This window comes from Leifsonia sp. EB41 (assembly GCF_041262565.1).
In the GTDB taxonomy this organism is placed as follows: domain Bacteria; phylum Actinomycetota; class Actinomycetes; order Actinomycetales; family Microbacteriaceae; genus Leifsonia.
On the sequence record NZ_JBGCCJ010000001.1, the window covers coordinates 693206 to 712699 of the forward strand.

General features: G+C 70.2%; 18 protein-coding genes and 1 pseudogene. 3 read left to right on the forward strand and 16 right to left on the reverse strand.

The genetic code is table 11. The features are described from left to right. Positions 1–17: 17 nt before the first annotated feature. The 3 genes from coxB to ABH923_RS03370 form a co-directional block, all read right to left on the reverse strand. Positions 18–908 carry a cytochrome c oxidase subunit II gene (gene coxB / locus ABH923_RS03360; RefSeq protein ID WP_370053964.1) on the reverse strand — a complete coding sequence of 297 codons (891 nt, stop codon included), beginning with the start codon at positions 906–908 and terminating at the stop codon, positions 18–20. Between the two features lie 144 nt (positions 909–1052). Beyond that, positions 1053–1409 carry an iron-sulfur cluster insertion protein ErpA gene (erpA, locus tag ABH923_RS03365; RefSeq protein ID WP_345834712.1) on the reverse strand — a complete coding sequence of 119 codons (357 nt, stop codon included), beginning with the start codon at positions 1407–1409 and terminating at the stop codon, positions 1053–1055. Positions 1410–1485: 76 nt separating this feature from the next. Next, positions 1486–2937 carry a dipeptidase gene (locus ABH923_RS03370; protein ID WP_370053966.1) on the reverse strand — a complete coding sequence of 484 codons (1452 nt, stop codon included), beginning with the start codon at positions 2935–2937 and terminating at the stop codon, positions 1486–1488. 42 nt (positions 2938–2979) lie between these two features. Between ABH923_RS03370 and ABH923_RS03375 the strand changes: the two genes are divergently transcribed. Both ABH923_RS03375 and ABH923_RS03380 read left to right on the forward strand, forming a co-directional pair. Next, positions 2980–3573, forward strand: a complete 594-nt coding sequence (locus ABH923_RS03375) for a DUF3043 domain-containing protein (RefSeq protein WP_370053968.1) — start codon at positions 2980–2982, stop codon at positions 3571–3573. 1 nt (position 3574) lies between these two features. Continuing rightward, entirely contained in the window at positions 3575–4483 is a 909-nt protein-coding gene (locus tag ABH923_RS03380; protein ID WP_370053969.1) for an RNase H family protein, read from the forward strand. On the opposite strand, the gene ABH923_RS03385 is transcribed toward ABH923_RS03380, so the two are convergent. The 3 genes from ABH923_RS03385 to hisD form a co-directional block, all read right to left on the reverse strand. Next, positions 4451–5494 (reverse strand): quinone-dependent dihydroorotate dehydrogenase, encoded by a 1044-nt coding sequence (locus ABH923_RS03385; RefSeq protein WP_370053970.1) that lies wholly within the window; start codon positions 5492–5494, stop codon positions 4451–4453. The two genes, ABH923_RS03380 and ABH923_RS03385, sit on opposite strands and share 33 nt — an antisense overlap. A 95-nt stretch (positions 5495–5589) precedes the next feature. Next, the gene (gene nrdR, locus ABH923_RS03390; RefSeq protein WP_370053972.1) at positions 5590–6060 is read right to left on the reverse strand and encodes a transcriptional regulator NrdR; all 471 of its coding nucleotides are present in this window, start codon (positions 6058–6060) and stop codon (positions 5590–5592) included. Positions 6061–6117: 57 nt separating this feature from the next. After that, positions 6118–7422 carry a histidinol dehydrogenase gene (hisD, locus tag ABH923_RS03395; protein WP_370053973.1) on the reverse strand — a complete coding sequence of 435 codons (1305 nt, stop codon included), beginning with the start codon at positions 7420–7422 and terminating at the stop codon, positions 6118–6120. A 91-nt stretch (positions 7423–7513) separates the two neighbouring features. On the opposite strand from hisD, the gene ABH923_RS03400 reads away from it, so the two are divergent. Continuing rightward, entirely contained in the window at positions 7514–8008 is a 495-nt protein-coding gene (locus ABH923_RS03400; RefSeq protein ID WP_370053974.1) for a flavin reductase family protein, read from the forward strand. Positions 8009–8080: 72 nt separating this feature from the next. On the opposite strand, the gene dnaE is transcribed toward ABH923_RS03400, so the two are convergent. From dnaE to murC, 10 genes and pseudogenes are all read right to left on the reverse strand, one after another. Next, on the reverse strand, positions 8081–11551 hold the full coding sequence (gene dnaE / locus ABH923_RS03405; protein WP_370057276.1) for a DNA polymerase III subunit alpha: 3471 nt from the start codon (positions 11549–11551) through the stop codon (positions 8081–8083). Between the two features lie 90 nt (positions 11552–11641). Continuing rightward, positions 11642–12562, reverse strand: a complete 921-nt coding sequence (locus ABH923_RS03410) for an RluA family pseudouridine synthase (RefSeq protein ID WP_370053976.1) — start codon at positions 12560–12562, stop codon at positions 11642–11644. Then, a complete protein-coding gene (lspA, locus tag ABH923_RS03415; RefSeq protein WP_370057277.1) occupies positions 12562–13122 on the reverse strand; it encodes a signal peptidase II in 561 nt (186 codons plus the stop codon). Before lspA ends, ABH923_RS03410 begins: the two co-directional genes overlap by 1 nt. 34 nt (positions 13123–13156) lie before the next feature. Then, complete coding sequence (locus tag ABH923_RS03420) at positions 13157–13945, reverse strand: DivIVA domain-containing protein (RefSeq protein ID WP_370053978.1); 789 nt, start codon at positions 13943–13945, stop codon at positions 13157–13159. A gap of 160 nt (positions 13946–14105) precedes the next feature. After that, positions 14106–14402, reverse strand: a complete 297-nt coding sequence (locus ABH923_RS03425) for a YggT family protein (RefSeq protein WP_179605620.1) — start codon at positions 14400–14402, stop codon at positions 14106–14108. Between the two features lie 73 nt (positions 14403–14475). Next, positions 14476–14997 carry a cell division protein SepF gene (locus ABH923_RS03430; RefSeq protein ID WP_370053980.1) on the reverse strand — a complete coding sequence of 174 codons (522 nt, stop codon included), beginning with the start codon at positions 14995–14997 and terminating at the stop codon, positions 14476–14478. Positions 14998–15067: 70 nt separating this feature from the next. After that, positions 15068–15772 (reverse strand): YggS family pyridoxal phosphate-dependent enzyme, encoded by a 705-nt coding sequence (locus ABH923_RS03435; RefSeq protein WP_370053982.1) that lies wholly within the window; start codon positions 15770–15772, stop codon positions 15068–15070. Next, complete coding sequence (gene ftsZ, locus ABH923_RS03440) at positions 15738–16916, reverse strand: cell division protein FtsZ (RefSeq protein ID WP_370053984.1); 1179 nt, start codon at positions 16914–16916, stop codon at positions 15738–15740. The genes ABH923_RS03435 and ftsZ overlap by 35 nt, the downstream gene beginning before the upstream one ends. A gap of 143 nt (positions 16917–17059) precedes the next feature. Next, the gene (locus tag ABH923_RS03445; protein WP_370053986.1) at positions 17060–18073 is read right to left on the reverse strand and encodes an FtsQ-type POTRA domain-containing protein; all 1014 of its coding nucleotides are present in this window, start codon (positions 18071–18073) and stop codon (positions 17060–17062) included. Further along, positions 17979–19491: pseudogene (gene murC / locus ABH923_RS03450) on the reverse strand (UDP-N-acetylmuramate--L-alanine ligase). Before murC ends, ABH923_RS03445 begins: the two are co-directional and overlap by 95 nt. Positions 19492–19494 lie beyond the last annotated feature (3 nt).

Consider the following 19494-nt stretch of genomic DNA (forward strand, 5'->3'; position numbering starts at 1 on the left):
CCTACTCGTTGCCGGAATCACTCGTTGCCCGTGGTGGGGGCGCCCGTGCCGGGCAGGTTGTTGTTGCGGTCGTACTGGGACCCGAGCTGGCCCGTGAAGCCCTTGTCGCGGAGCGACTGGATGTGGGCGTCGTACTCGCTCTGCGACACGATCTTCACGTTGAAGAGCATCGCCGAGTGGTACTCGCCGCACAACTCCGCGCACTTGCCGACGAAGGTGCCTGTACGGCCGGTGGTGGAGAAGTACATGTAGTTGGTCTTGCCCGGGATGACGTCCTTCTTGTAGAGGAAGGCCGGCACCCAGAAGGAGTGGATCACGTCGCGCGAGTCGAGCTGGATCGTGATCTTCTTGTTCTCGGGCAGGTAGAGCGTGGGGATCTGGCTCTCCTGGACGGAGCCCGGCGTCGCGTTCGTGTCGCTCGGCTGCGCCTGGATCCCCGGGTCGTACACGTTGTCGGTGACGTAGTTGAAGTCCCACGCCCACTGCTTCGCGTAGACCTGGATCTTGAGGTCGGGGTGCGCGTACGGCTGCTCGATGGCGTTCTGGTCACGCGCCGTGAAGGCGAAGAAGCCGAGGACCAGGATGAGCGGCACGATCGTGTAGAAGATCTCGATCGGCATGTTGTACCGGAGCTGGACCGGCAGCCCGGTCTGTCCCTTGCGGCGGCGGTACACGACGACCGCCCAGAGGATCAGGCCCCAGACGATGATGCCGACGATGAGCAGAACGATCCAGCTGGTCACCCAGAGGCCGCTGATGCGGTCGGTGTGGTTGGTGACGGGCGGCTGGCCCTCGACGAAGCCCGGCAGGAATCCGTGGAGCTGGGCCTGCGTGCAGCCCGCGAGGACGATGGCAAGTGTCGCTGCGATCGGGATTGCAACCCATCGGAAACGGCGATTGTGACGCACCGGTGACCTTTCGAGAGACTCGGGGACAGTTCACATGCAACTGTATGTGGCGTTATCTACCCTACTCCGCCGGACACTCGGTTTCGAACACAAAGGGCCGCCCACAAGGGGCGGCCCAGAGCTGTTTTTTGTGTTATAGAACGCTCAGTGGAACGAGTCTCCACAGGCGCACGAGCCCGTCGCGTTGGGGTTGTCGATCGTGAATCCCTGCTTCTGGATGGTGTCCTCGAAGTCGATCGTCGCGCCGTCCAGGTAGGGCACGCTCATCTTGTCGACGATGACCTCCACGCCGTCGAAGTCGACGGTCGCGTCCCCGTCGAGCATGCGCTCGTCGAAGTAGAGCTGGTAGATCAGGCCCGAGCAGCCGCCGGGCTGGACGGCGACGCGCAGACGCAGGTCGTCGCGGCCCTCCTGCTCGAGCAGGCTCCTGACCTTGCCCGCTGCGTTGTCGGTCAGGCCGACGCCGTGGGCCTTGGTCGCGGTCAGCGTTGTGTCGGTCATTGGACTCCTCACACGTGTTTCAGGGATTCGATTGCGAAATCTGGGTCGATTGTACGTCCCATTCCCGCGAGAGTGCTCAGTTCCGGGCGTCCAGGCGCGCGAGCAGCAGCGCCTCGGCGAGAATCGCCCTCTTGAACACCCCGAGGTGGAGCGACTCGTTCGGGCTGTGGGCGCGGGTGTCGGGGTCCTCCACGCCGGTGACCAGGATCTGCGCCTCGGGGAACTCGCGCACGAGGTCGGCGATGAACGGGATGGACCCGCCGACGCCGGTCTCGACCGCTTCCGTGCCCCACGCGTCGGTCATGGCGCGCTTCGCCTCGGTCGCGGCCCAACCCGCGGTGTCGACCAGGAAGGCGTCCCCGGTGTCGACATCACTGATCTCCACGTGCGCGCCGAAGGGCGCGTGCGCGCGCAGGTGGCGCTCCAGGGCCTGGTAGGCCTCCGCGGCGCTCTGGCCGGGCGCGACTCTGGCGCTCAGCCGCACGGCGACGCTCGGCAGGAGGGTGTTGGAGGCGTCGACGACGCTGGGCGCGTCGATGCCGGTGATCGTGACGGTCGGCTGCGACCACATCCGGGACAGGATCGCGCCCGTGCCGATCGGGGTCACGCCCGGCAGCAGCGCGGCCTCCTCGCGGAACTGCTCCTCGCTCAGCGCGGGCGGCTCTGCCGCGTCGTCGTGCGAGCGCATGCCCTCGACCGCGACGGAGCCGTTCTCGTCGTGCAGCGTCGCCAGCAGCGCGACGAGCGCGAGCATGGCGTCGGGAGCCGCGCCGCCGTACATGCCGGAGTGCGACGCGTGCTCCAGCGTCGAGACCGTGAGCTTGAAGGTCACGTTGCCGCGCAGCGACACGGTGAGGGCGGGCGTGTCGATGTCGACGTTGTCGGAGTCCGCGACCACGATCACGTCGGCGGCCAGCGCCGCCTTGTTCTGCTCCAGGAAGTTCGCGAACGAGCGGGAGCCGAACTCCTCCTCGCCCTCGATGAAGACGGCGAGACCGAGGTCGAAGTCGGGTCCGAGCGTGTCCACGAGCGCGCGGACGCTGGCGACGTGCGCCATCACGCCGGCCTTGTCGTCGGCGGCGCCGCGGCCGTAGAGCCGGTCGCCGCGCACGGTCGGCTCGAACGGCGCGGTGTCCCAGTTCTCGGCGTCGCCCTGCGGCTGGACGTCGTGGTGGGCGTAGAGGAGGACGGTCGGGCGCCCGTTCTTCGCGGCGCGGGTCGCGAGCACGGCCGGCTGGCCGAGGGCCTCGCCTGCGCCGGTCGACGGCACGGAGATCGGCGCCTGCTTGACCTCGACGCTCTCGAAGGCGCCGGTGTCGCGCAGCAGCTCCGCCACGGCCTCCGCGCTCTTCCGGACGTTCCCGGGATCGTAGGCGGTCCACGAGACCGAGGGGATGCGCACGAGGCGCGAGAGCTCGGCGATGGTCGACGGGAGGCCGGTCTCGACGGAGGAGCGGATGCGCTCCTCCACCTCCGGCCGGTCCCCGGCTGCGGATCGGCCGGAAGGAGTCTGCTGGGTGTCTGTCATGCGGGTAATCTTAAAGGGACCCCACAAACGAAGGCGCAAGCGTTGGCGAAACGACAGAACCCGGCGGACGAGGCACAGGCGCCCGGCCCCGAGACCCCCGAACAGACCACGGCCCGGCTGCAGGGCAAGGGCGCCCCGACGCCCACCCGCCGCGAGCAGGAGGCCGCGCGCAAGCGGCCGCTCGTGCCGACCGACCGCAAGGAGGCGGCCAAGGCGGCACGTGCGCACCAGGCCGATGCGCGCGAGCGGGCACGCGTCGGCATGGCGGCGGGCGACGAGCGCTACCTCACCCAGCGCGACCGCGGGCCGCAGCGCCGGTTCGTGCGCGACTACGTCGACGCCCGGTTCAGCATCGGCGAGTTCCTCATCCCGGTCATGCTGATCGTGATCGTGCTCAGCTTCCTCCCGTACGCGTTCATGCAGGTCTGGGGCCTCGTGGCCCTGTGGGCCTTCTTCTTCGTCGCCGTTGTCGACGGCATCGTCCTCGGCCTCCTGGTGACCAGGAAGGTCGGCGACAAGTTCGGCAAGACCAAGGTGGAGCGCGGGCTCAAGTGGTACGCAGCCATGCGTGCGTTCCAGCTCCGCGTCATGCGCCTCCCGAAGCCGCAGGTCAAACGCGGCCAGTACCCCGCCTGACGTGACGATCGTCGCAGCGGCGGACGGCTCCGCCCTCGGTAATCCCGGCCCTGCCGGCTGGTCCTGGTACGTCGACGACGAGCGCTGGTCGGCCGGCGGCTGGCCGCACGGCACCAACAACATGGGCGAGCTCATGGCGGTCATCGACCTCCTGGAGTCGACCGCCCACGTGGACGACGACCTGCGCATCCTGTGCGACAGCCAGTACGTGATCAACTCGGTCACCAAGTGGATGCCGGGCTGGAAGCGCAAGGGCTGGCGCAAGTCCGACGGCGCGCCGGTGCTCAACCGCGAGCTGCTGGAGCGGCTGGACCGGGCGCTGCAGGGCCGGACCTACACGTTCGAGTGGGTCAAGGGCCACGCCGGGCATGACCTCAACGAGGCGGCGGACAAGCGCGCCCGCGCGGCGGCGACCGCCTACCGGGACGACGACGCGATCCCGATCGGGCCGGGCTGGCCGGGCGCGGCCGTGCACGAGCCGGCGCCTGCGCTGGCTGTGGCCGAGGCTGCCCCCGCGGCCCCTGCCGCCGTCGAGCTCGACCTGTTCGACGACCTGCTGTCCGCGACCGAGACCGACGAGGACGTGGTGACGCGGCTGGAGCGCGAGCTCGTTGAGCCGGCCGTCCGCTCGGACTCCGCCCGGGTCGCCGCGCTGCTGCACCCAGACTTCGAGGAGATCGGCCGCTCGGGCCGCCTGTGGGGCCGCGACGCGATCCTGGAGGCGCTGGCCGAGGAAGACGCCCCCGCCGCTGAGCTCGCGGTGCTCGGCGCCGAGCGGATCGGCGCGGACGCCATCCTGCTCACGGCGCGCACGGTGGACGACCGCGGCGCCAGCCTGCGCAGCTCGCTGTGGCTGCGCGTGGGAGGCCGCTGGCGCTTACGCTTCCACCAGGGCACGCCGGAGGCGTAGCAGCCCACGGTTGATCTGCCGGGCCCACAGCGGGCCGCGGTAGAGGAACGCGGTGTAGCCCTGCACGAGCGTGGCCCCGGCGTCGAGCCGCTGCTGGACGTCCTCCGCGGTCTCCACGCCGCCGACCGAGATCACGCACAGCTCGGCGGGGACGTGCGCACGGATCAGGCGCAGCACCTCCAGCGAGCGCGCGGCGAGCGGTGCGCCGGACAGGCCGCCGGCCCCTGCGGCCTCCACCACGGCAGGGTCGGTCACGAGGCCGTCGCGGGAGATCGTGGTGTTCGTCGCGATGATCCCGGCGAGGCCCCGCTCGACGGCGAGGCCGGCGATCTTCTCGACCTGCTCGTCGGTGAGGTCGGGCGCGATCTTGACCAGCAACGGGGTCTCCCCCGCGACCTGCTTGACGGCGGTGAGCAGCGGGGCGAGCAGTTCGAGCTCCTGGAGTCCGCGGAGGCCGGGTGTGTTCGGCGAGCTGACGTTGACGACGAGGTAGTCGGCGACCGGCGCGAGCGCGCGGGCGCTGGTCAGGTAGTCCTGGGTGGCGTCCTCCACGGCGACCACGCGGCTCTTGCCGATGTTCACGCCGAGCACGGGCCGGTGGCCGGCGCGGCGGACCTTCAGCAGCCGGTTGGCGGCATCCCCCGCACCGTGGTTGTTGAAGCCCATCCGGTTGATCACGGCGCGGTCCGGGATGAGGCGGAACAGCCGCGGCCGGTCGTTGCCGGGCTGTGGGAGGGCGGTGATGGTTCCGACCTCGACATGGCCGAAGCCGAGGTCGCCGAGGCCGACGACGGCCTCGCCGTCCTTGTCGAAGCCTGCGGCGACGCCGAACGGGGACGCGAACCGCAGGCCGAGCGCGTCCACCGCGAGCGAGGGGTCGGGCGCGGTGAACCGGCGGACCAAACCGCCGAGACCGAGCGCGGGAAGGGCCCGGATCACCAGGAAGGCGAGGTGGTGCGCGCGCTCCGGGTCGAGCTTCGACAGGATGAGGGAGAAGAGTGTGCGATACATGCCGGTTTGAGAATACCCGCGGTGGAGCTCAAAGGTGGCGCGGAGCGACACCGCGACCCCAGCGCCGAGGGAGCCTGCGACCGAGGTTCCCGGTCTTAGACTGCATCCGCCGGCTCGCCGTGGTGCTCGACGCGGAGCTGCTGGATGGCCTCCTCGAAGTCCTCCAGCGAGTCGAACGCCTGGTAGACGCTCGCGAAGCGCAGGTAGGCCACCTCGTCCAGCTCGCGCAGCTCGGGGAGGATGGCCAGCCCGATGTCGTTGGCCTCGATCTGGGAGGCGCCGGTCGAGCGGATCGTCTCCTCCACCTTCTGCGCGAGCACGGCGAGGTCGGAGTCGGTCACCGGCCGGCCCTGGCAGGCCTTGCGCACGCCGAGCACGATCTTCTCGCGGCTGAACGGCTCCACCACCCCGCTGCGCTTGATCACGCTGAGGCTCGCGGTCTCCGTCGTGGAGAACCGGCGACCGCACTCCGGGCACTGCCGGCGGCGCCGGATCGAGAGCCCGTCGTCGCTCGTGCGGGAGTCGATGACGCGGGAGTCCGGGTGGCGGCAGAAGGGGCAGAACATGAAAGGAATACTACCGGGGTATCGCGGGAGGACGCCCGGAATGGCCGCCCGTCCGGCTCACGCGAAGCGGATGGTGACCGCCTCGCCGTGCGCGGGCAAGTCCTCCGCCGACGACAGCGCGACGATCCGATCGGCGACCTCCCTCAGCGCGTCCCGGTCGTACCGGATGACCTGCTGCGGCCGCAGGAACGAGTACGCGCCGAGACCCGGCGAGAACCGCGCCTGACCGCCCGTCGGGAGGACATGGTTCGATCCGGCGAGGTAGTCGCCGAGGCTGACCGGGGCGCTCGGGCCGACGAAGATCGCGCCGGCGTTCTGGATGAGCGCGAGCAGGGCGTCCGGGTCGGCGGTCTGCAACTCGAGGTGCTCCGGGCCGTACGCATTGCTGAACGCGGCCGCCGCTGCGAGGTCGTCCACGAGCACGAGCGCCGACTGCTGGCCGGCCAGCGCCGTGCGCACCCGCTCGGCGTGCTTGGTGGCGGCGGCGAGGGTTTCCAGCTCGGCCGCGACCCGCTCGGCGAACGCCGGGCTGTCGGTGACGAGCAGGGAGGCCGCGGCCTCGTCGTGCTCGGCCTGGCTGATCAGGTCGGCGGCGACGAAGCGGGGATCAGCGGTGTCGTCGGCGATCACGAGGATCTCGGTGGTCCCGGCCTCCGAGTCGATGCCGGCCTGGCCGCGGACGACGCGCTTGGCCGCCGCGACGTAGATGTTGCCTGGACCGGTGATGACCTGGACCGGGTCGAGGCCGATGTCCTCCACGCCCCAGGCGAGCGCGCCGATCGCACCGGCGCCGCCCATCGCGTAGACCTCGTCGATGCCGAGCAGTCCGGCCGCGCCGAGGATGACGGGGTGCACCGCGCCGCCGAACGCGCGCTGCGGCGGGCTGGCGAGCGCCACGGAGGCGACGCCCGCGACCTGCGCAGGGACGGCGTTCATGACGACGCTCGACGGGTAGACGGCCTTGCCGCCGGGGACGTACAGCCCCGCGCGCTCCACCGGCTGCCAGCGCTGCACGATGGTCGCGCCCGCCCCGATCCGGGTCTCGGCGGGCGGAGGGACCTGCGCGGCGGTCGCCTCGCGGACGCGGACGACGGCCTCCTCCAGGGCTGCGCGCACGTCGGCCGGCAGCGCAGCGACGGCCGCGGCGATCTCCGAGGCCGGCACGCGCACCGACGCGGGCGCGCCGCCGTCGAACGTCGCCGCCTGCTCCGCGAGGGCGGCCGCTCCCCTGGCCCGGACGTCGTCGATCAGCTCGGTCGCGACGCGCACGGCGACCTGGATGTCCACGACGGGACGGGGGACGAGGCGCTCGAAAGCGGCCCGGGTAGGCTGGACTCCGCGGAGATCGATGGTCTGCATCATGACCGCTCAAGCCTATCCGCACCACCCGCTCCGCTCAGCCCCGAACGCTGGTGCGGAATTCCTCACCCCGATCGGCGCTTGATAACTGCGTATGACTGACGCGACTCCCGACCTCTCCGCCTTCCGGCAGGCGTTCCGCCGGCACGCCGCCGGTGTGGCGATCATCACCGCGCAGACCGGCGACGGCACGCCGGTGGGGTTCACCGCGACCTCGCTCGCCTCGCTGTCCGCCGTCCCGCCGTTGGCGACGTTCAACATGGCGCTGTCGGCGTCGAGCTGGCCGGCGATCGCGGAGACCGACCGGGTGATCATCCACATGCTCGGCGTGCGGAACAAGGGCGTCGCGGAGATCCTCTCGGACGACAACACGCGCCGGTTCCTCGGCGACCACTGGCGCCGCGGGCCGTACGGCCTCCCGGTCATCAACGACGTGACCGCCTGGATGGTCGGCCGGATCGTCGACCGCTTCCCCGTCCACAACAGCGCGGTGGTCGTCGTGCAGATCGAGGAGGGCGAGCTCGGCGCCCCCGACGAGCCGCTGCTGTACCACGAGCGCCGCTACCACCGCCCCAGCGAACTGGACTGACCCCCGCTCATTCGTGCCGAATGTGCACAATGGCGCCGCCAAAGGCGACATTCGGCACGAATGTGAGCGCAGCTACACCAAGCAGTTGGGGCCGAGGAGGCCTTTGAGCTCGCCGTAGAGGTCCGGCGACACCTTCACGGGCCTCGGGACCTCGAACACCCGCGCGACCTGGCCCTTGACCAAGCGCAGGCGCACCTCGCTGTCACCGGGATGCCGCGACAGCACCTCGGCGAGCGAAGCCACGGTGTCGGTCGTCGCTCGCTGGTCGGCCATCGTGATCATGAGGGTGCCGATGTCGTCGGCCTGGCCGAGGTCGGGCACCATCAGGCTGAACGCGTGCAGGTTCATCCCGTCGTCGCGCATACTGACGCGCCCGCGCACGACGACGATCGAGTCGCCCTGCATCATCGGCGAGAACTCCGTGTACGCCTTGCCCATGAACATGACGGTCATCTCGCCGCCGAAGTCCTCGACCTGGATCATGCCGTACTGGTTGCCGGACGCCTTCGCCACGCGGTGCTGGACGCTCGTGACGAGCCCGGCGATGACGACGGTGTCGCCGTCCTGCACGCTGTCGGAGGAGAGCAGCTCAGCGATCGACGTGCTCGCGAGCTTGGCGAGCTGCAGCTCCAGCCCGGCCAGCGGGTGGTCGGAGACGTAGAGCCCGAGCATCTCGCGCTCGAACGCGAGCTTGTCGCGCTTCACCCACTCGGGGCGGTCGGGGATGTGGTGCTGCGTCTGGTTCTGCTCGTCCTCGCCCCAGAGGCTGTCGAAGTCGAAGCCGACGTCGCCGTTCGCCTCGCTGCGCTTGATCTTGACCGCGGACTCCACCGCGTCCTCGTGCACCTCCACGAGCGCGCGCCTGGTGTGCCCGAGCGAGTCGAACGCGCCCGCCTTGATGAGCGACTCGACCGTGCGCTTGTTGGCGGCGTGGACCGGGACCTTGCTGAGGAAGTCGTGGAACGACTCGAACCGGCCCTTCTCCTCGCGGGCCGCCCGCACGCCGTCCACGACGTTCGCGCCGACATTGCGGACCGCGCCCATGCCGAAGCGGATGTCGGTGCCGACGGCGGCGAAGTACAGGTTGGACTCGTTGACGTCCGGCGGGAGCACCTTGATGCCCATCCGGCGGCACTCGTTGAGGTAGAGCGCCATCTTGTCCTTGGAGTCGCCGACGCTGGTGAGCAGCGCGGCCATGTACTCGGCCGGGTAGTGCGCCTTGAGGTATGCCGTCCAGTAGGAGATCACGCCGTAGGCGGCCGAGTGCGCTTTGTTGAACGCGTAGTCGGAGAACGGCAGCAGGATCTCCCACAGCTTGCCGACGGCGGCCATCGAGAAGCCGCGGTCGACCATGCCCTGCGAGAAGCCCTCGAACTGCTTGTCCAGCTCGGACTTCTTCTTCTTGCCCATCGCGCGGCGCAGGATGTCGGCCTGCCCGAGCGAGAACCCGGCGACCTTCTGCGCGATGGCCATGACCTGCTCCTGATAGATGATCAGGCCGTAGCTGGTCGAGAGGATCTCCGCCAGCGGCTCCGCCAGCTCCGGGTGGATCGGCGTGATGTCCTGCAGCTTGTTCTTGCGCAGCGCATAGTTCGTGTGCGAGTTCGCGCCCATCGGACCCGGGCGGTACAGCGCGATGAGCGCCGAGATGTCCTCGAAGTTGTCCGGCTTCATCAGGCGCAGCAGCGAGCGCATCGGGCCGCCGTCGAGCTGGAACACGCCGAGGGTGTCGCCGCGCGACAGCAGCTCGTAGGCGCCGCGGTCGTCGAGCTCCAGCTCTTCGAGCACGAGGTTCTCGCCGCGGTTGTCGCGGATGTTGTCGAGCGCGTCGTTGATGATCGTGAGGTTGCGCAGCCCGAGGAAGTCCATCTTGATCAGGCCGAGCGACTCGCAGGCCGGATAGTCGAACTGGGTGACGATCTGGCCGTCCTGCTCGCGCTTCATGATCGGGATGACGTCGATCAGCGGGTCGGACGACATGATGACGCCCGCCGCGTGCACACCCCACTGGCGCTTGAGGTTCTCGAGGCCGAGCGCGGTGTCGAAGACCGTCTTGGCTTCCGGGTCGCTCTCGACGACCGCGCGGATGTCGACGGCCTCCTTGAAGCGCGGGTGCTCCTTGTCGAAGATGCCGGTGAGCGGGATGTCCTTGCCCATGACGGGCGGAGGCATCGCCTTGGTGAGCTTCTCGCCCATCGAGAACGGGAAGCCGAGCACGCGACCGGAGTCCTTCAGCGCCTGCTTGGCCTTGATGGTGCCGTAGGTGACGATCTGCGCGACACGCTCCGAGCCGTACTTCTCGGTCACGTACTTGATGACCTCGCCGCGGCGGCGGTCGTCGAAGTCGACGTCGAAGTCGGGCATGGAGACGCGGTCGGGGTTGAGGAAGCGCTCGAAGATCAGGCCGTGCCGCAGCGGGTCGAGGTCGGTGATCCGCATGGCGTAGGCGGCCATCGAGCCGGCGCCGGAGCCGCGGCCGGGGCCGACGCGGATGCCGTTGTTCTTCGACCAGTTGATGAAGTCGGCGACGACGAGGAAGTAGCCGGGGAAGCCCATCTGCGAGATGACGCCGATCTCGTAGTCGGCCTGCTTGCGGACGTCCTCGGTGATCCCGCCCGGGTAGCGCTCGTGGAGGCCCTTCTCGACCTCCTTGACGAACCAGCTCTGCTCGGTCTCGCCCTCCGGCACCGGGAAGCGCGGCATGTAGTTGGCGGCGGTGTCGAACTTCACGTCGACCCGCTCGGCGATCGCCAGCGTGTTGTCGCAGGCGTCCGGGTGGTCGCGGAAGAGCTGCCGCATCTCCTCCGGCGTCTTGAGGTAGAACTCGTCGGCGTCGAACTTGAAGCGGTTGGGGTCGTCCAGCGTCGAGCCGGACTGCACGCAGAGCAGTGCCGCATGGCTCTTGGCGTCGGCCGCGTGCGTGTAGTGGAGGTCGTTGGTGGCCACCAGCGGGAGGCCGAGCTCCTTGGCGAGCCGGATCAGGTCGCTCATGATCCGGCGCTCGATGCCGAGCCCGTGGTCCATGATCTCGGCGAAGAAGTTCTCCGGGCCGAAGATGTCGCGGAACTCCGCGGCGGCCTTCTTGGCCTCCTCGTACTGCCCGAGCCGGAGGCGGGTCTGGACCTCGCCGGACGGGCAGCCCGTGGTGGCGATGATGCCCTTCGAGTAGCGGTTCAGCAGCTCGCGGTCCATGCGCGGCTTGAAGTAGTAGCCCTCGGTGGAGGCGTACGACGAGAGCCGGAAGAGGTTGTGCATGCCCTCGGTCGTCGCCGCGAGCATCGTCATGTGCGTGTACGCGCCGGAGCCCGACACGTCGTCGCCGCCGCCGTCACCCCAGCGCACGCGGGTCTTGTCGGTGCGGTGGGTGCGCGGGGTCAGGTAGGCCTCGGTGCCGATGATCGGCTTGATCCCGGCGTCCGTCGCCGTGCGCCAGAAGTCGAACGCGCCGAACATGTTGCCGTGGTCGGTGATCGCGACGGCCGGCATGCCCTGCTCGACGGCCGCCTCGATGAGCGGCTTGACGCGTGCGGCCCCGTCGAGCATCGAGTACTCGCTGTGGACGTGGAGGTGGACGAAGGAGTCGGTCGGCACTATTGCTCCGGGTCGAGGTGAGGGCTTAAGACTACGTCGGACCTACGACGCTCGGAGCACGTCCAGAGCGTGTTGCAGATCCTCCGGGTAGGTCGTGGTGAAGGTCACCCACTCCCCCGTCGCCGGGTGGTCGAAGGCGAGCTGGACGGCGTGCAGCCACTGCCGGGTGAGCCCCAGCCGCGCGGACAGCGCGGGGTCGGCGCCGTACATCGCGTCGCCGGCGCACGGGTGGCGCTGGGCCGCCATGTGCACGCGGATCTGGTGGGTGCGCCCGGTCTCCAGGTGGATCTCCAGCAGACTCGCGGCCGGGAACGCCTCGATGGTCTCGTAGTGCGTCACGGACGGCTTGCCGCCGGCGACGACGGCGAACTTCCAGTCGCTGCGGGGATGCCGCCCGATCGGCGCGTCGATGGTGCCGGTGAGCGGGTCGGGGTGGCCCTGGACGACCGCGTGGTAGATCTTCTCCACGGTGCGGTCGTGGAAGGCGCGCTTGAGCACGGTGTAGGCGTGCTCGGACTTCGCCACGACCATCAGGCCGCTGGTGCCGGCGTCGAGGCGGTGCACGATCCCGGCGCGCTCGGCGGCGCCGGAGGTCGAGATGCGGAAGCCTGCGGCGGCCAGGGCGCCGAGGACCGTCGGGCCCTCCCAGCCGACCGACGGATGCGCAGCGACCCCGACCGGCTTGTCGATGACCACGATGTCGTCGTCGTCGTGCACGATGGTCAGTTCGGGCACCGCGATCGGCACGATGCGGGCCTCCTCGCGCGGCTGCCAGGAGACCTCGAGCCAGGAGCCGGCGGAGAGCCGGTCGGACTTGCCGGCCTCGCGGCCGTCGACCGTCACGCCGCCGGCCTCGGCCACCTCGGCGGCGAAGCTGCGCGAGAAGCCGAGGAGCTTGGCGAGGCCCGCGTCGACGCGGGAGCCTTCGAGGCCGTCCGGGACGGGGAGGCTGCGCGACTCCATCAGGGCTGCGGGTTCCGGGGCTCGTGAGCCTCGGGGCTCGGCTCGGCCTCGACGGTGTCGCCCACCTCGCCGTCCTCGTCCTCCTCCTCCTCGGCGGGCGCCTGGCCGTCGAGGCCGACACCGCGCAGCGTGAGGATGAGGAACAGCACCATGCTGGAGACGATGGCGACGTCCGCGAGGTTGAAGATGGCCGGCAGCAGCGGGATCTGCAGGAAGTCCACGACGTGCCCGACGCCGAAGCCAGGCTCGCGGAACAGCCGGTCGGTCAGGTTGCCGAGCAGGCCGCCGAGCAGCAGGCCGAAGAGGATGGCCCACGCCGTCGAGCGGATGCGCGGCGCGTACCAGATGACGAAGCCGAGCACGCCGACGCCGACGATCGAGAAGATCCAGGTCGACCCGCTGCCGATGGAGAAGGCCGCGCCCGGGTTCTTGACGAAGTGGAGCTGGAGGAGCTGTCCGAGGAGCTGGACCTGCTGGCCCTCGTAGAGGTTCGAGACGACCAGGACCTTGGCGATCTGGTCCAGGAGGTACACGCAGAGCGCGACCACCGCCAGGATCACCAAGGCCCTGATGCTGACCTTGGCCCTCGAGGGGCTAGCCTCCAAAGCCCGGGAAGACCGGAGGCTGGGCGCCCTGGTCCTGGCCGTCGGAGGAGCCCGCGGGCACCGGGGTGGGGGCGTTGCCGCCGAAGGAGGACGACTGGCTGTCGAGGTCGCGGAGCTGGCCTTCGATGTAGCCCTTCAGGCCCTGGCGGTAGTCGCGCTCGAAGCCGCGGAGCTCGTCGATGCGGCGCTCGAGGCCCGCACGCTCCTGGTCGAGGGCGCTGATCTGGGCGCGCTGCTTGGACTCGGCCTCTGCGACGATCCGAGCGGCGGTGGCGTGCCCCTCCGCGATCAGCGCGTCGCGCTTCTCCACGCCCTCGCGGACGTGCTCCTCGTGCAGGCGGCGCGCGAGCTGGAGGAGGTTGTTGGTCGCGTTCGGGTCGTTCGCGTCGGTGGCGCCGGCGGCGAAGCCCGCTGCGGCGCCCGCGGCGGCGGCAGGAGCGGCCGGAGCCTGCTGGGCCTGCGCGGCCTGCTGCTGCGCGGCGGCCAGGCGCTGCTTGAGGTCGTCGTTCTCCTGCTGGAGGCGCTGCACCTCGCCGTTGTCGGCGGCGGCGGGCGCGGGAGCCGCGGCCTGACCGGAGCCGCCGCTGCGCTGCAGCTCTGCGATGCGCGAGTCGGCGGCCACGAGGCGCTGCTTGAGCTCGTCGCTCTCCTGGGTCAGTCGTCGGAGCTCGACGACGACCTCGTCGAGGAAGTCGTCGACCTCGTCCTGATCGTAGCCCTCACGGAATTTCGTCGGTTGAAACCGCTTGTTGACCACATCTTCCGGAGTCAGCGCCATGAGAAGCCACCTTAGATCTAAAAAGGACGAACAATGAGTGCGTTCAGCCAACGCTAGCAAAGTGCACGGCCGCCGCGCACTCCGCCGCACCCGTGGTGCGTCGGCCTCGACCACACTACAACGGCAGCCCAGCCCGACCCCAACCGACGCTCGCAGTGCGTCAGGTGAAACTCAGGGTCACGTAGAGGCCGATGATGACGACCAGCATGGTGAGGCTCCAGCCGAAGTCGATCGCGACCGGCCCCATCGACAGCGGAGGGATGATGCGGCGGAAGAACCGGATCGGCGGGTCGGTGACCACGTAGGTCGACTCGGCGAGCACGAGACCGAAGCCGCGCGGGCGCCATTGCCGCGCGAACGTGCGCACCAGGTCCAGCACGAACCGGGCCCAGAGGACGAAGAAGTAGATCAGCAGGACGTAGTAGAGCACGTTCGCGATGATCGAGACGACAAGCACCCCTCCAGTATGAACGACCGCGTATGCACGAAAGCGCACCGCCCTGCCGGACGGTGCGCTTTCGAAGGAACGATCAGGCCTGCGCGAAGAAGGAGGCGTCGACGTCGGCGTCCTGGCCGCCGTGCTCGCCGGAGACGACGACGTGCGACGGCGAGAGCAGGAACACCTTCGGGGTCACCCGCTCGATCTTGCCGTACAGGCCCTGCGAGAGACCGCTGGCGAAGTCGATGAGGCGGCGGGCGTCGCCCTCGCTCATCTGCGACAGGTTGATGATCACCGGGATGCCCTCGCGGAAGGACTCGGCGATCGCCTGGGCGTCGCGGTACTGACGGGGGTGGACTGTGAGGATCTCGTTCATTTCCTGTACCGAAACATTCCGTGCGGTGGACGATTTGCGCAGCGGGGTCACCGGTGCGCGGCCGGCCACGGGAGCGACCGGTGCAGGGTGCGGGACGGGCTGGACGGGCGACGGGGCCGGAGCCTCACGGCGCGGCTGCTGCACCGGCTGGTGCTGCACCTGCTCGTGCTCGTCGAACTCCAGCTCTTCGTCGGCGAGGCCGAGGTAGACCATCGTCTTCTTCAGCGGGTTGGCCATGCGCTTCCTCCGTGTAGACCGGTGCGCCGACGCCTCGCACGCACTGAATGAACCTTCTTCTCTTTCGAGATTAACGAAGGCTCGGCCGATTCCCGGTAATGGCGGTGCCGATGCGAAGGTGTGTCGCACCGGCGGCGATGGCCTCGCGGTAGTCCTGGGACATCCCTGCGGAGATGGCGGTGGCCTCCGGAGCGAGTCCGCGGACCCGCTCGCTGGCGAGGCGGACGCGCTCGAACGCGCGCGACGGCTCCTCGTCCAGCGGGGCTACCGCCATGACGCCGAGCAGGCGGAGGCCGGGCGTCGCGAGCACATGCTCGACCAGCGGCTCCAGGTCGCGGTCGGCCACGCCGCCACGGCCCGGGTCGTCGGTGAGGTTGAGCTGGACGAACACGTCCACGTCGGGCGCGTCGTCGAGCTTCAGGGCGTCGACCAGTGCGATCCGGTCGAGCGAGTGGATGACGGCCGCGTAGCGCCGCACCTGCCGCGCCTTCTTGCTCTGGAGCTGGCCGACGAAGTGCCAGCGCAGGTCGAGATCGGCGAGCTCCGCCGCCTTCTCCTGCGCCTCCTGGTGGCGGTTCTCCCCCACGTCGCGCACGCCGAGAGCGGCGAGCTCGCGGACGAGCGACGCCGGGTGGAACTTGGTCACCACGATCGTCGTCAGCTCGTCCGAGGAGCGGCCGGCGGCCCGGGCGGCGTCGGCGACGCCCTCCCGGACCGCGGCGAGCCGCTCCGCGAGCGGGCTACTTGAGGAAGTCGGGGATGTCGAGGTCGTCATTCTCGTCGTCGAACGCCGGGTCCTTCTGCGTAGTCTCGTTCACCGGGGTCTCGCCGGTCGCGTGCCACTCGGCGGCCGCGGCCTCCGGCTCGGCGTGCTCGACCGTCGCGGACGAGGTGATCGCGGGCTCCTCGGAGCCGGCCTCCACGTAGGTCGATCGGCGCGCGTCCGCGGCCGAGGCCTGGACCGACTTCGGCTCGCCGCCGTCGAACCCGGCCGCGATGACCGTGACGCGGACCTCGTCGCCGAGGGTGTCGTCGATGACCGCGCCGAAGATGATGTTGGCCTCGGGGTGGACGGCCTCCTGCACCAGGCGGGCGGCGTCGTTGATCTCGAAGATGCCGAGGTTCGATCCGCCCTGGATGGAGAGCAGAACGCCGTGGGCGCCGTCGATGGAGGCCTCCAGCAGCGGGGAGGCGACCGCCAGCTCCGCGGCCTTGATGGCCCTGTCCGCGCCGCGCGAGGAGCCGATGCCCATGAGCGCGGAGCCCGCGCCCTGCATGACCGACTTGACGTCGGCGAAGTCGAGGTTGATGAGCCCGGGGGTGGTGATCAGGTCGGTGATGCCCTGCACACCGGCGAGGAGCACCTGGTCGGCGGTGGAGAACGCCTCCAGCATGCTGATGCCGCGGTCGCTGATCTCCAGCAGCCGGTCGTTCGGCACGACGATGAGGGTGTCGACCTCTTCCTTGAGCCGCTGCACGCCGGACTCGGCCTGCTGCTGGCGGCGCTTGCCCTCGAAGGAGAACGGCTTGGTGACGACACCGATGGTCAGGGCGCCGATCGACTTGGCGATGCGGGCCACGACGGGCGCGCCGCCGGTTCCGGTGCCGCCGCCCTCTCCCGCGGTCACGAAGACCATGTCGGCGCCGGCGAGCGCCTCCTCGATCTCCTCCGCGTGGTCCTCCGCCGCACGGCGGCCGACCTCGGGGTCGGCTCCGGCGCCGAGGCCGCGGGTGATCTCCCGGCCCACGTCGAGCTTCACGTCGGCGTCGCTCATCAGCAGCGCCTGGGCGTCCGTGTTGATGGCGATGAACTCGACGCCGCGAAGGCCGAGCTCGATCATCCGGTTGACGGCGTTGACGCCGCCGCCGCCGATGCCGACGACCTTGATCACGGCGAGGTAGTTCTGGTTTGCTGTCACGTCCGGCCTCCACGGGAACCTTCAACCTCAACTCGAGGCTTAAAGTTATGCTGAGTATGCAATTCTCGATTTCGACGCTAAGGCCGCAGGGGCCGCTCCCGCCGCAGTTCGCAGGCGTGTCGGCAAATGCGCCGTCAACCTGGTCATCCTGTCGTCACGCTGTGCGGTGACGAGACGTCGAAACGACTCGCCTTGGGCGCACCCTTGAGCAGCGCTGCGAGGTCCGCGGACTTGAGCGCTGAGTCCTCCGCGCTCCCCCAGACCACGGTCGCGCCGCCCTCGCGCAGGGTGAACGACACGTCGTCCTTCGTCTTCGCCGAGATGGTGTCCACGCGGCTCAGCACATCGGCGGGCAGCGACGACAGCACGGCGGCCGCTGCTGCGAAGCCGGAGTCGGCGTTCGCGTCGGCCGCGGCCCCCGTCGCGGCGATGATCGGATAGCCCGCAGGCCGCGTCGCGCTGGAGGAAATGGGCACCTTCGCCGCGTCCACGAGGACGAAGGCCGACCCGTGCTGGACCGCGCCGATCGCCTGGCGCTCGACGATGCGCACCACGAGGGTGTCCGGCGGGTGGCTCTCCAGCGTGTAGCTGCGGATGAGCGGGAAGGCGGCCAGGTCGCTGGAGATCGCGGCCTGGTCGAGCAGCGCGAGCGGCTTTCCGACCTGGTCGCCGAGCTTGGCCGAGATCGCGCCGGCGTCGAGCCGGGATGCCCCGACGACCTGGATGTGCCGGAGCGCGAGCAGCGGCGAGAGGCCGACCAGGATCACGCCGAGCACGAGGGCGACAGCGACGCCCGCCGCGCCGAGCCAGGCCATCCTGCGGCGGCGCGAGCGCTTCGTGAACCGGCGCACCTCGCCGCGCTCCACCCGCCGGCGTTCGGCACGGGCGGCGCGGAGGGCCTTGGAGATCTCGCGGTTGCTCGGCACGCGCTCGGTGAGCGGGAGGCGGTCGGTCGCGCGGGACGGGCGGAGCCCGTGCTCGGGGATCGGCTCCTGCGTGCGCACGATCGGGATCGGCTCGGTGATCGTCCCGACCGGTGACGCGGATGGCGCACGGCCCGGTTCAGGGCGCGCAGGTGACGCGGTCTCCGGCGCGGAGGGCGCAGGGGCGTCGTTCTGCCGTGCCGCCGACCGGTCGAACCCCGCTGGACGCTTCACCGCGGCTACTCCCGGACGCGGCGGAGCGAGTCGAGGAGCTGCGGGACGATCCGGTAGACGTCGCCGCAGCCGAGGGTGATGACGAAGTCTCCGTCGCGCGCGATCCGCGCGGTGTGGTCGGCGGCCTCCTGCCAGTCGGCGATGAACGCGACGTGCTCGGGATGCCGGAACCGGTCGGCGACCAGCGCGCCGGTCACCCCGGGCTCCGGGTCCTCGCGCGCGCCGTAGACGTCGAGCACGACGGTCTCGTCGGCGTAGGTCTCCAGGGTCTCGGCGAACTCCTGCGCGAACAGGCGGGTGCGGCTGTAGAGGTGCGGCTGGTGGACCGCGATGATGCGGCCCTCGCCGACGACCGTGCGCGCGGCCGACAGCGCGGCGGCGACCTCGGTCGGGTGGTGGGCGTAGTCGTCGTAGACGCTCACGCCGCCGACGTTGCCGTGCAGCTCGAAGCGGCGCTCGGTGCCGCCGAACTCCGCGATGGAGGCGAGCGCGGCGGCGGGGTCGAAGCCGAGGCCGGTCAGCACGGCGAACGCTCCGGCGGCGTTGATCGCGTTGTGCCGTCCGGGGACGCGCAGACGCGCCGAGTACTCGGCGCCCGCGTAGGTCAGCGTGAACGCGACGGGGCCGTCGGTGTCGACCGAGTGGACGCGCACGTCGGCGTCCTCCGCCTCACCGAAGGTGACGACGCGCTTGTCCGGCGCGACCTCCACCAGCCGGCGGTGGACGTGCTTCGCGCCCGCGTCGTCGGAGGAGACGACGACGAGCTCGTCCGCCTCCCTGGCAAAGGTCACGAAGGCGTCCTCGAACGCCTCCAGCGAGCCGTAGTGGTCGAGGTGGTCCGGGTCGACGTTGGTGATCAGCGCGACCGCCGTGTCGTAGAGCAGGAAGGAGCCGTCCGACTCGTCGGCCTCCACGACGAACAGCTCGCCGCTGCCGGTCTGCGAGCTCTTGCCGAGCGAGGCGATGACGCCGCCGTTGACGAAGCTCGGGTCCTCGCCGAGGCCGAGCAGTCCGGTGACGATCATGCCGGTCGACGTGGTCTTGCCGTGCGCGCCGGCGACCGCGACGAGGCGCTTCTTGTTGATCAGCCAGGCCAGCGCCTGCGAGCGGTGCAGTACAGGGATGCCGTTGGCGAGCGCGAGCTGGTACTCCGGGTTGTCCTGCCAGAGCGCGCCGGTGACCACGAGGGTGTCGGCGTCGCCGACGTTCGCCGCGTCGTGGCCGATCGCGACGGTGGCGCCGAGGGCGCGCAGCGCGTCGACGTTCGCCGAATGGCGCACGTCGGAGCCGGTGACCGTGTGGCCGGACTCCAGGAACAGGCGCGCGATGCCGCTCATGCCCGAGCCGCCGATGCCGACGAAGTGGAGGCTGCCCAGCTCGTCGGGGATGGTCGCGTTCAGGTCGGGTTTGATCGTCACAGG

Bases quoted from the DNA above. Each gene is read 5' to 3' on its own strand.
- erpA (WP_345834712.1), bottom strand. From the start codon at position 1,409: ATGACCGACACAACGCTGACCGCGACCAAGGCCCACGGCGTCGGCCTG.
- ABH923_RS03370 (WP_370053966.1), bottom strand. From the start codon at position 2,937: ATGACAGACACCCAGCAGACTCCTTCCGGCCGATCCGCAGCCGGGGAC.
- ABH923_RS03385 (WP_370053970.1), bottom strand. From the start codon at position 5,494: ATGTATCGCACACTCTTCTCCCTCATCCTGTCGAAGCTCGACCCGGAG.
- nrdR (WP_370053972.1), bottom strand. From the start codon at position 6,060: ATGTTCTGCCCCTTCTGCCGCCACCCGGACTCCCGCGTCATCGACTCC.
- hisD (WP_370053973.1), bottom strand. From the start codon at position 7,422: ATGATGCAGACCATCGATCTCCGCGGAGTCCAGCCTACCCGGGCCGCT.
- ABH923_RS03400 (WP_370053974.1), top strand. From the start codon at position 7,514: ATGACTGACGCGACTCCCGACCTCTCCGCCTTCCGGCAGGCGTTCCGC.
- dnaE (WP_370057276.1), bottom strand. From the start codon at position 11,551: ATGCTCGACGGGGCCGCACGCGTCAAGCCGCTCATCGAGGCGGCCGTC.
- ABH923_RS03410 (WP_370053976.1), bottom strand. From the start codon at position 12,562: ATGGAGTCGCGCAGCCTCCCCGTCCCGGACGGCCTCGAAGGCTCCCGC.
- ABH923_RS03420 (WP_370053978.1), bottom strand. From the start codon at position 13,945: ATGGCGCTGACTCCGGAAGATGTGGTCAACAAGCGGTTTCAACCGACG.
- ABH923_RS03430 (WP_370053980.1), bottom strand. From the start codon at position 14,997: ATGGCCAACCCGCTGAAGAAGACGATGGTCTACCTCGGCCTCGCCGAC.
- ABH923_RS03435 (WP_370053982.1), bottom strand. From the start codon at position 15,772: ATGACGACCTCGACATCCCCGACTTCCTCAAGTAGCCCGCTCGCGGAG.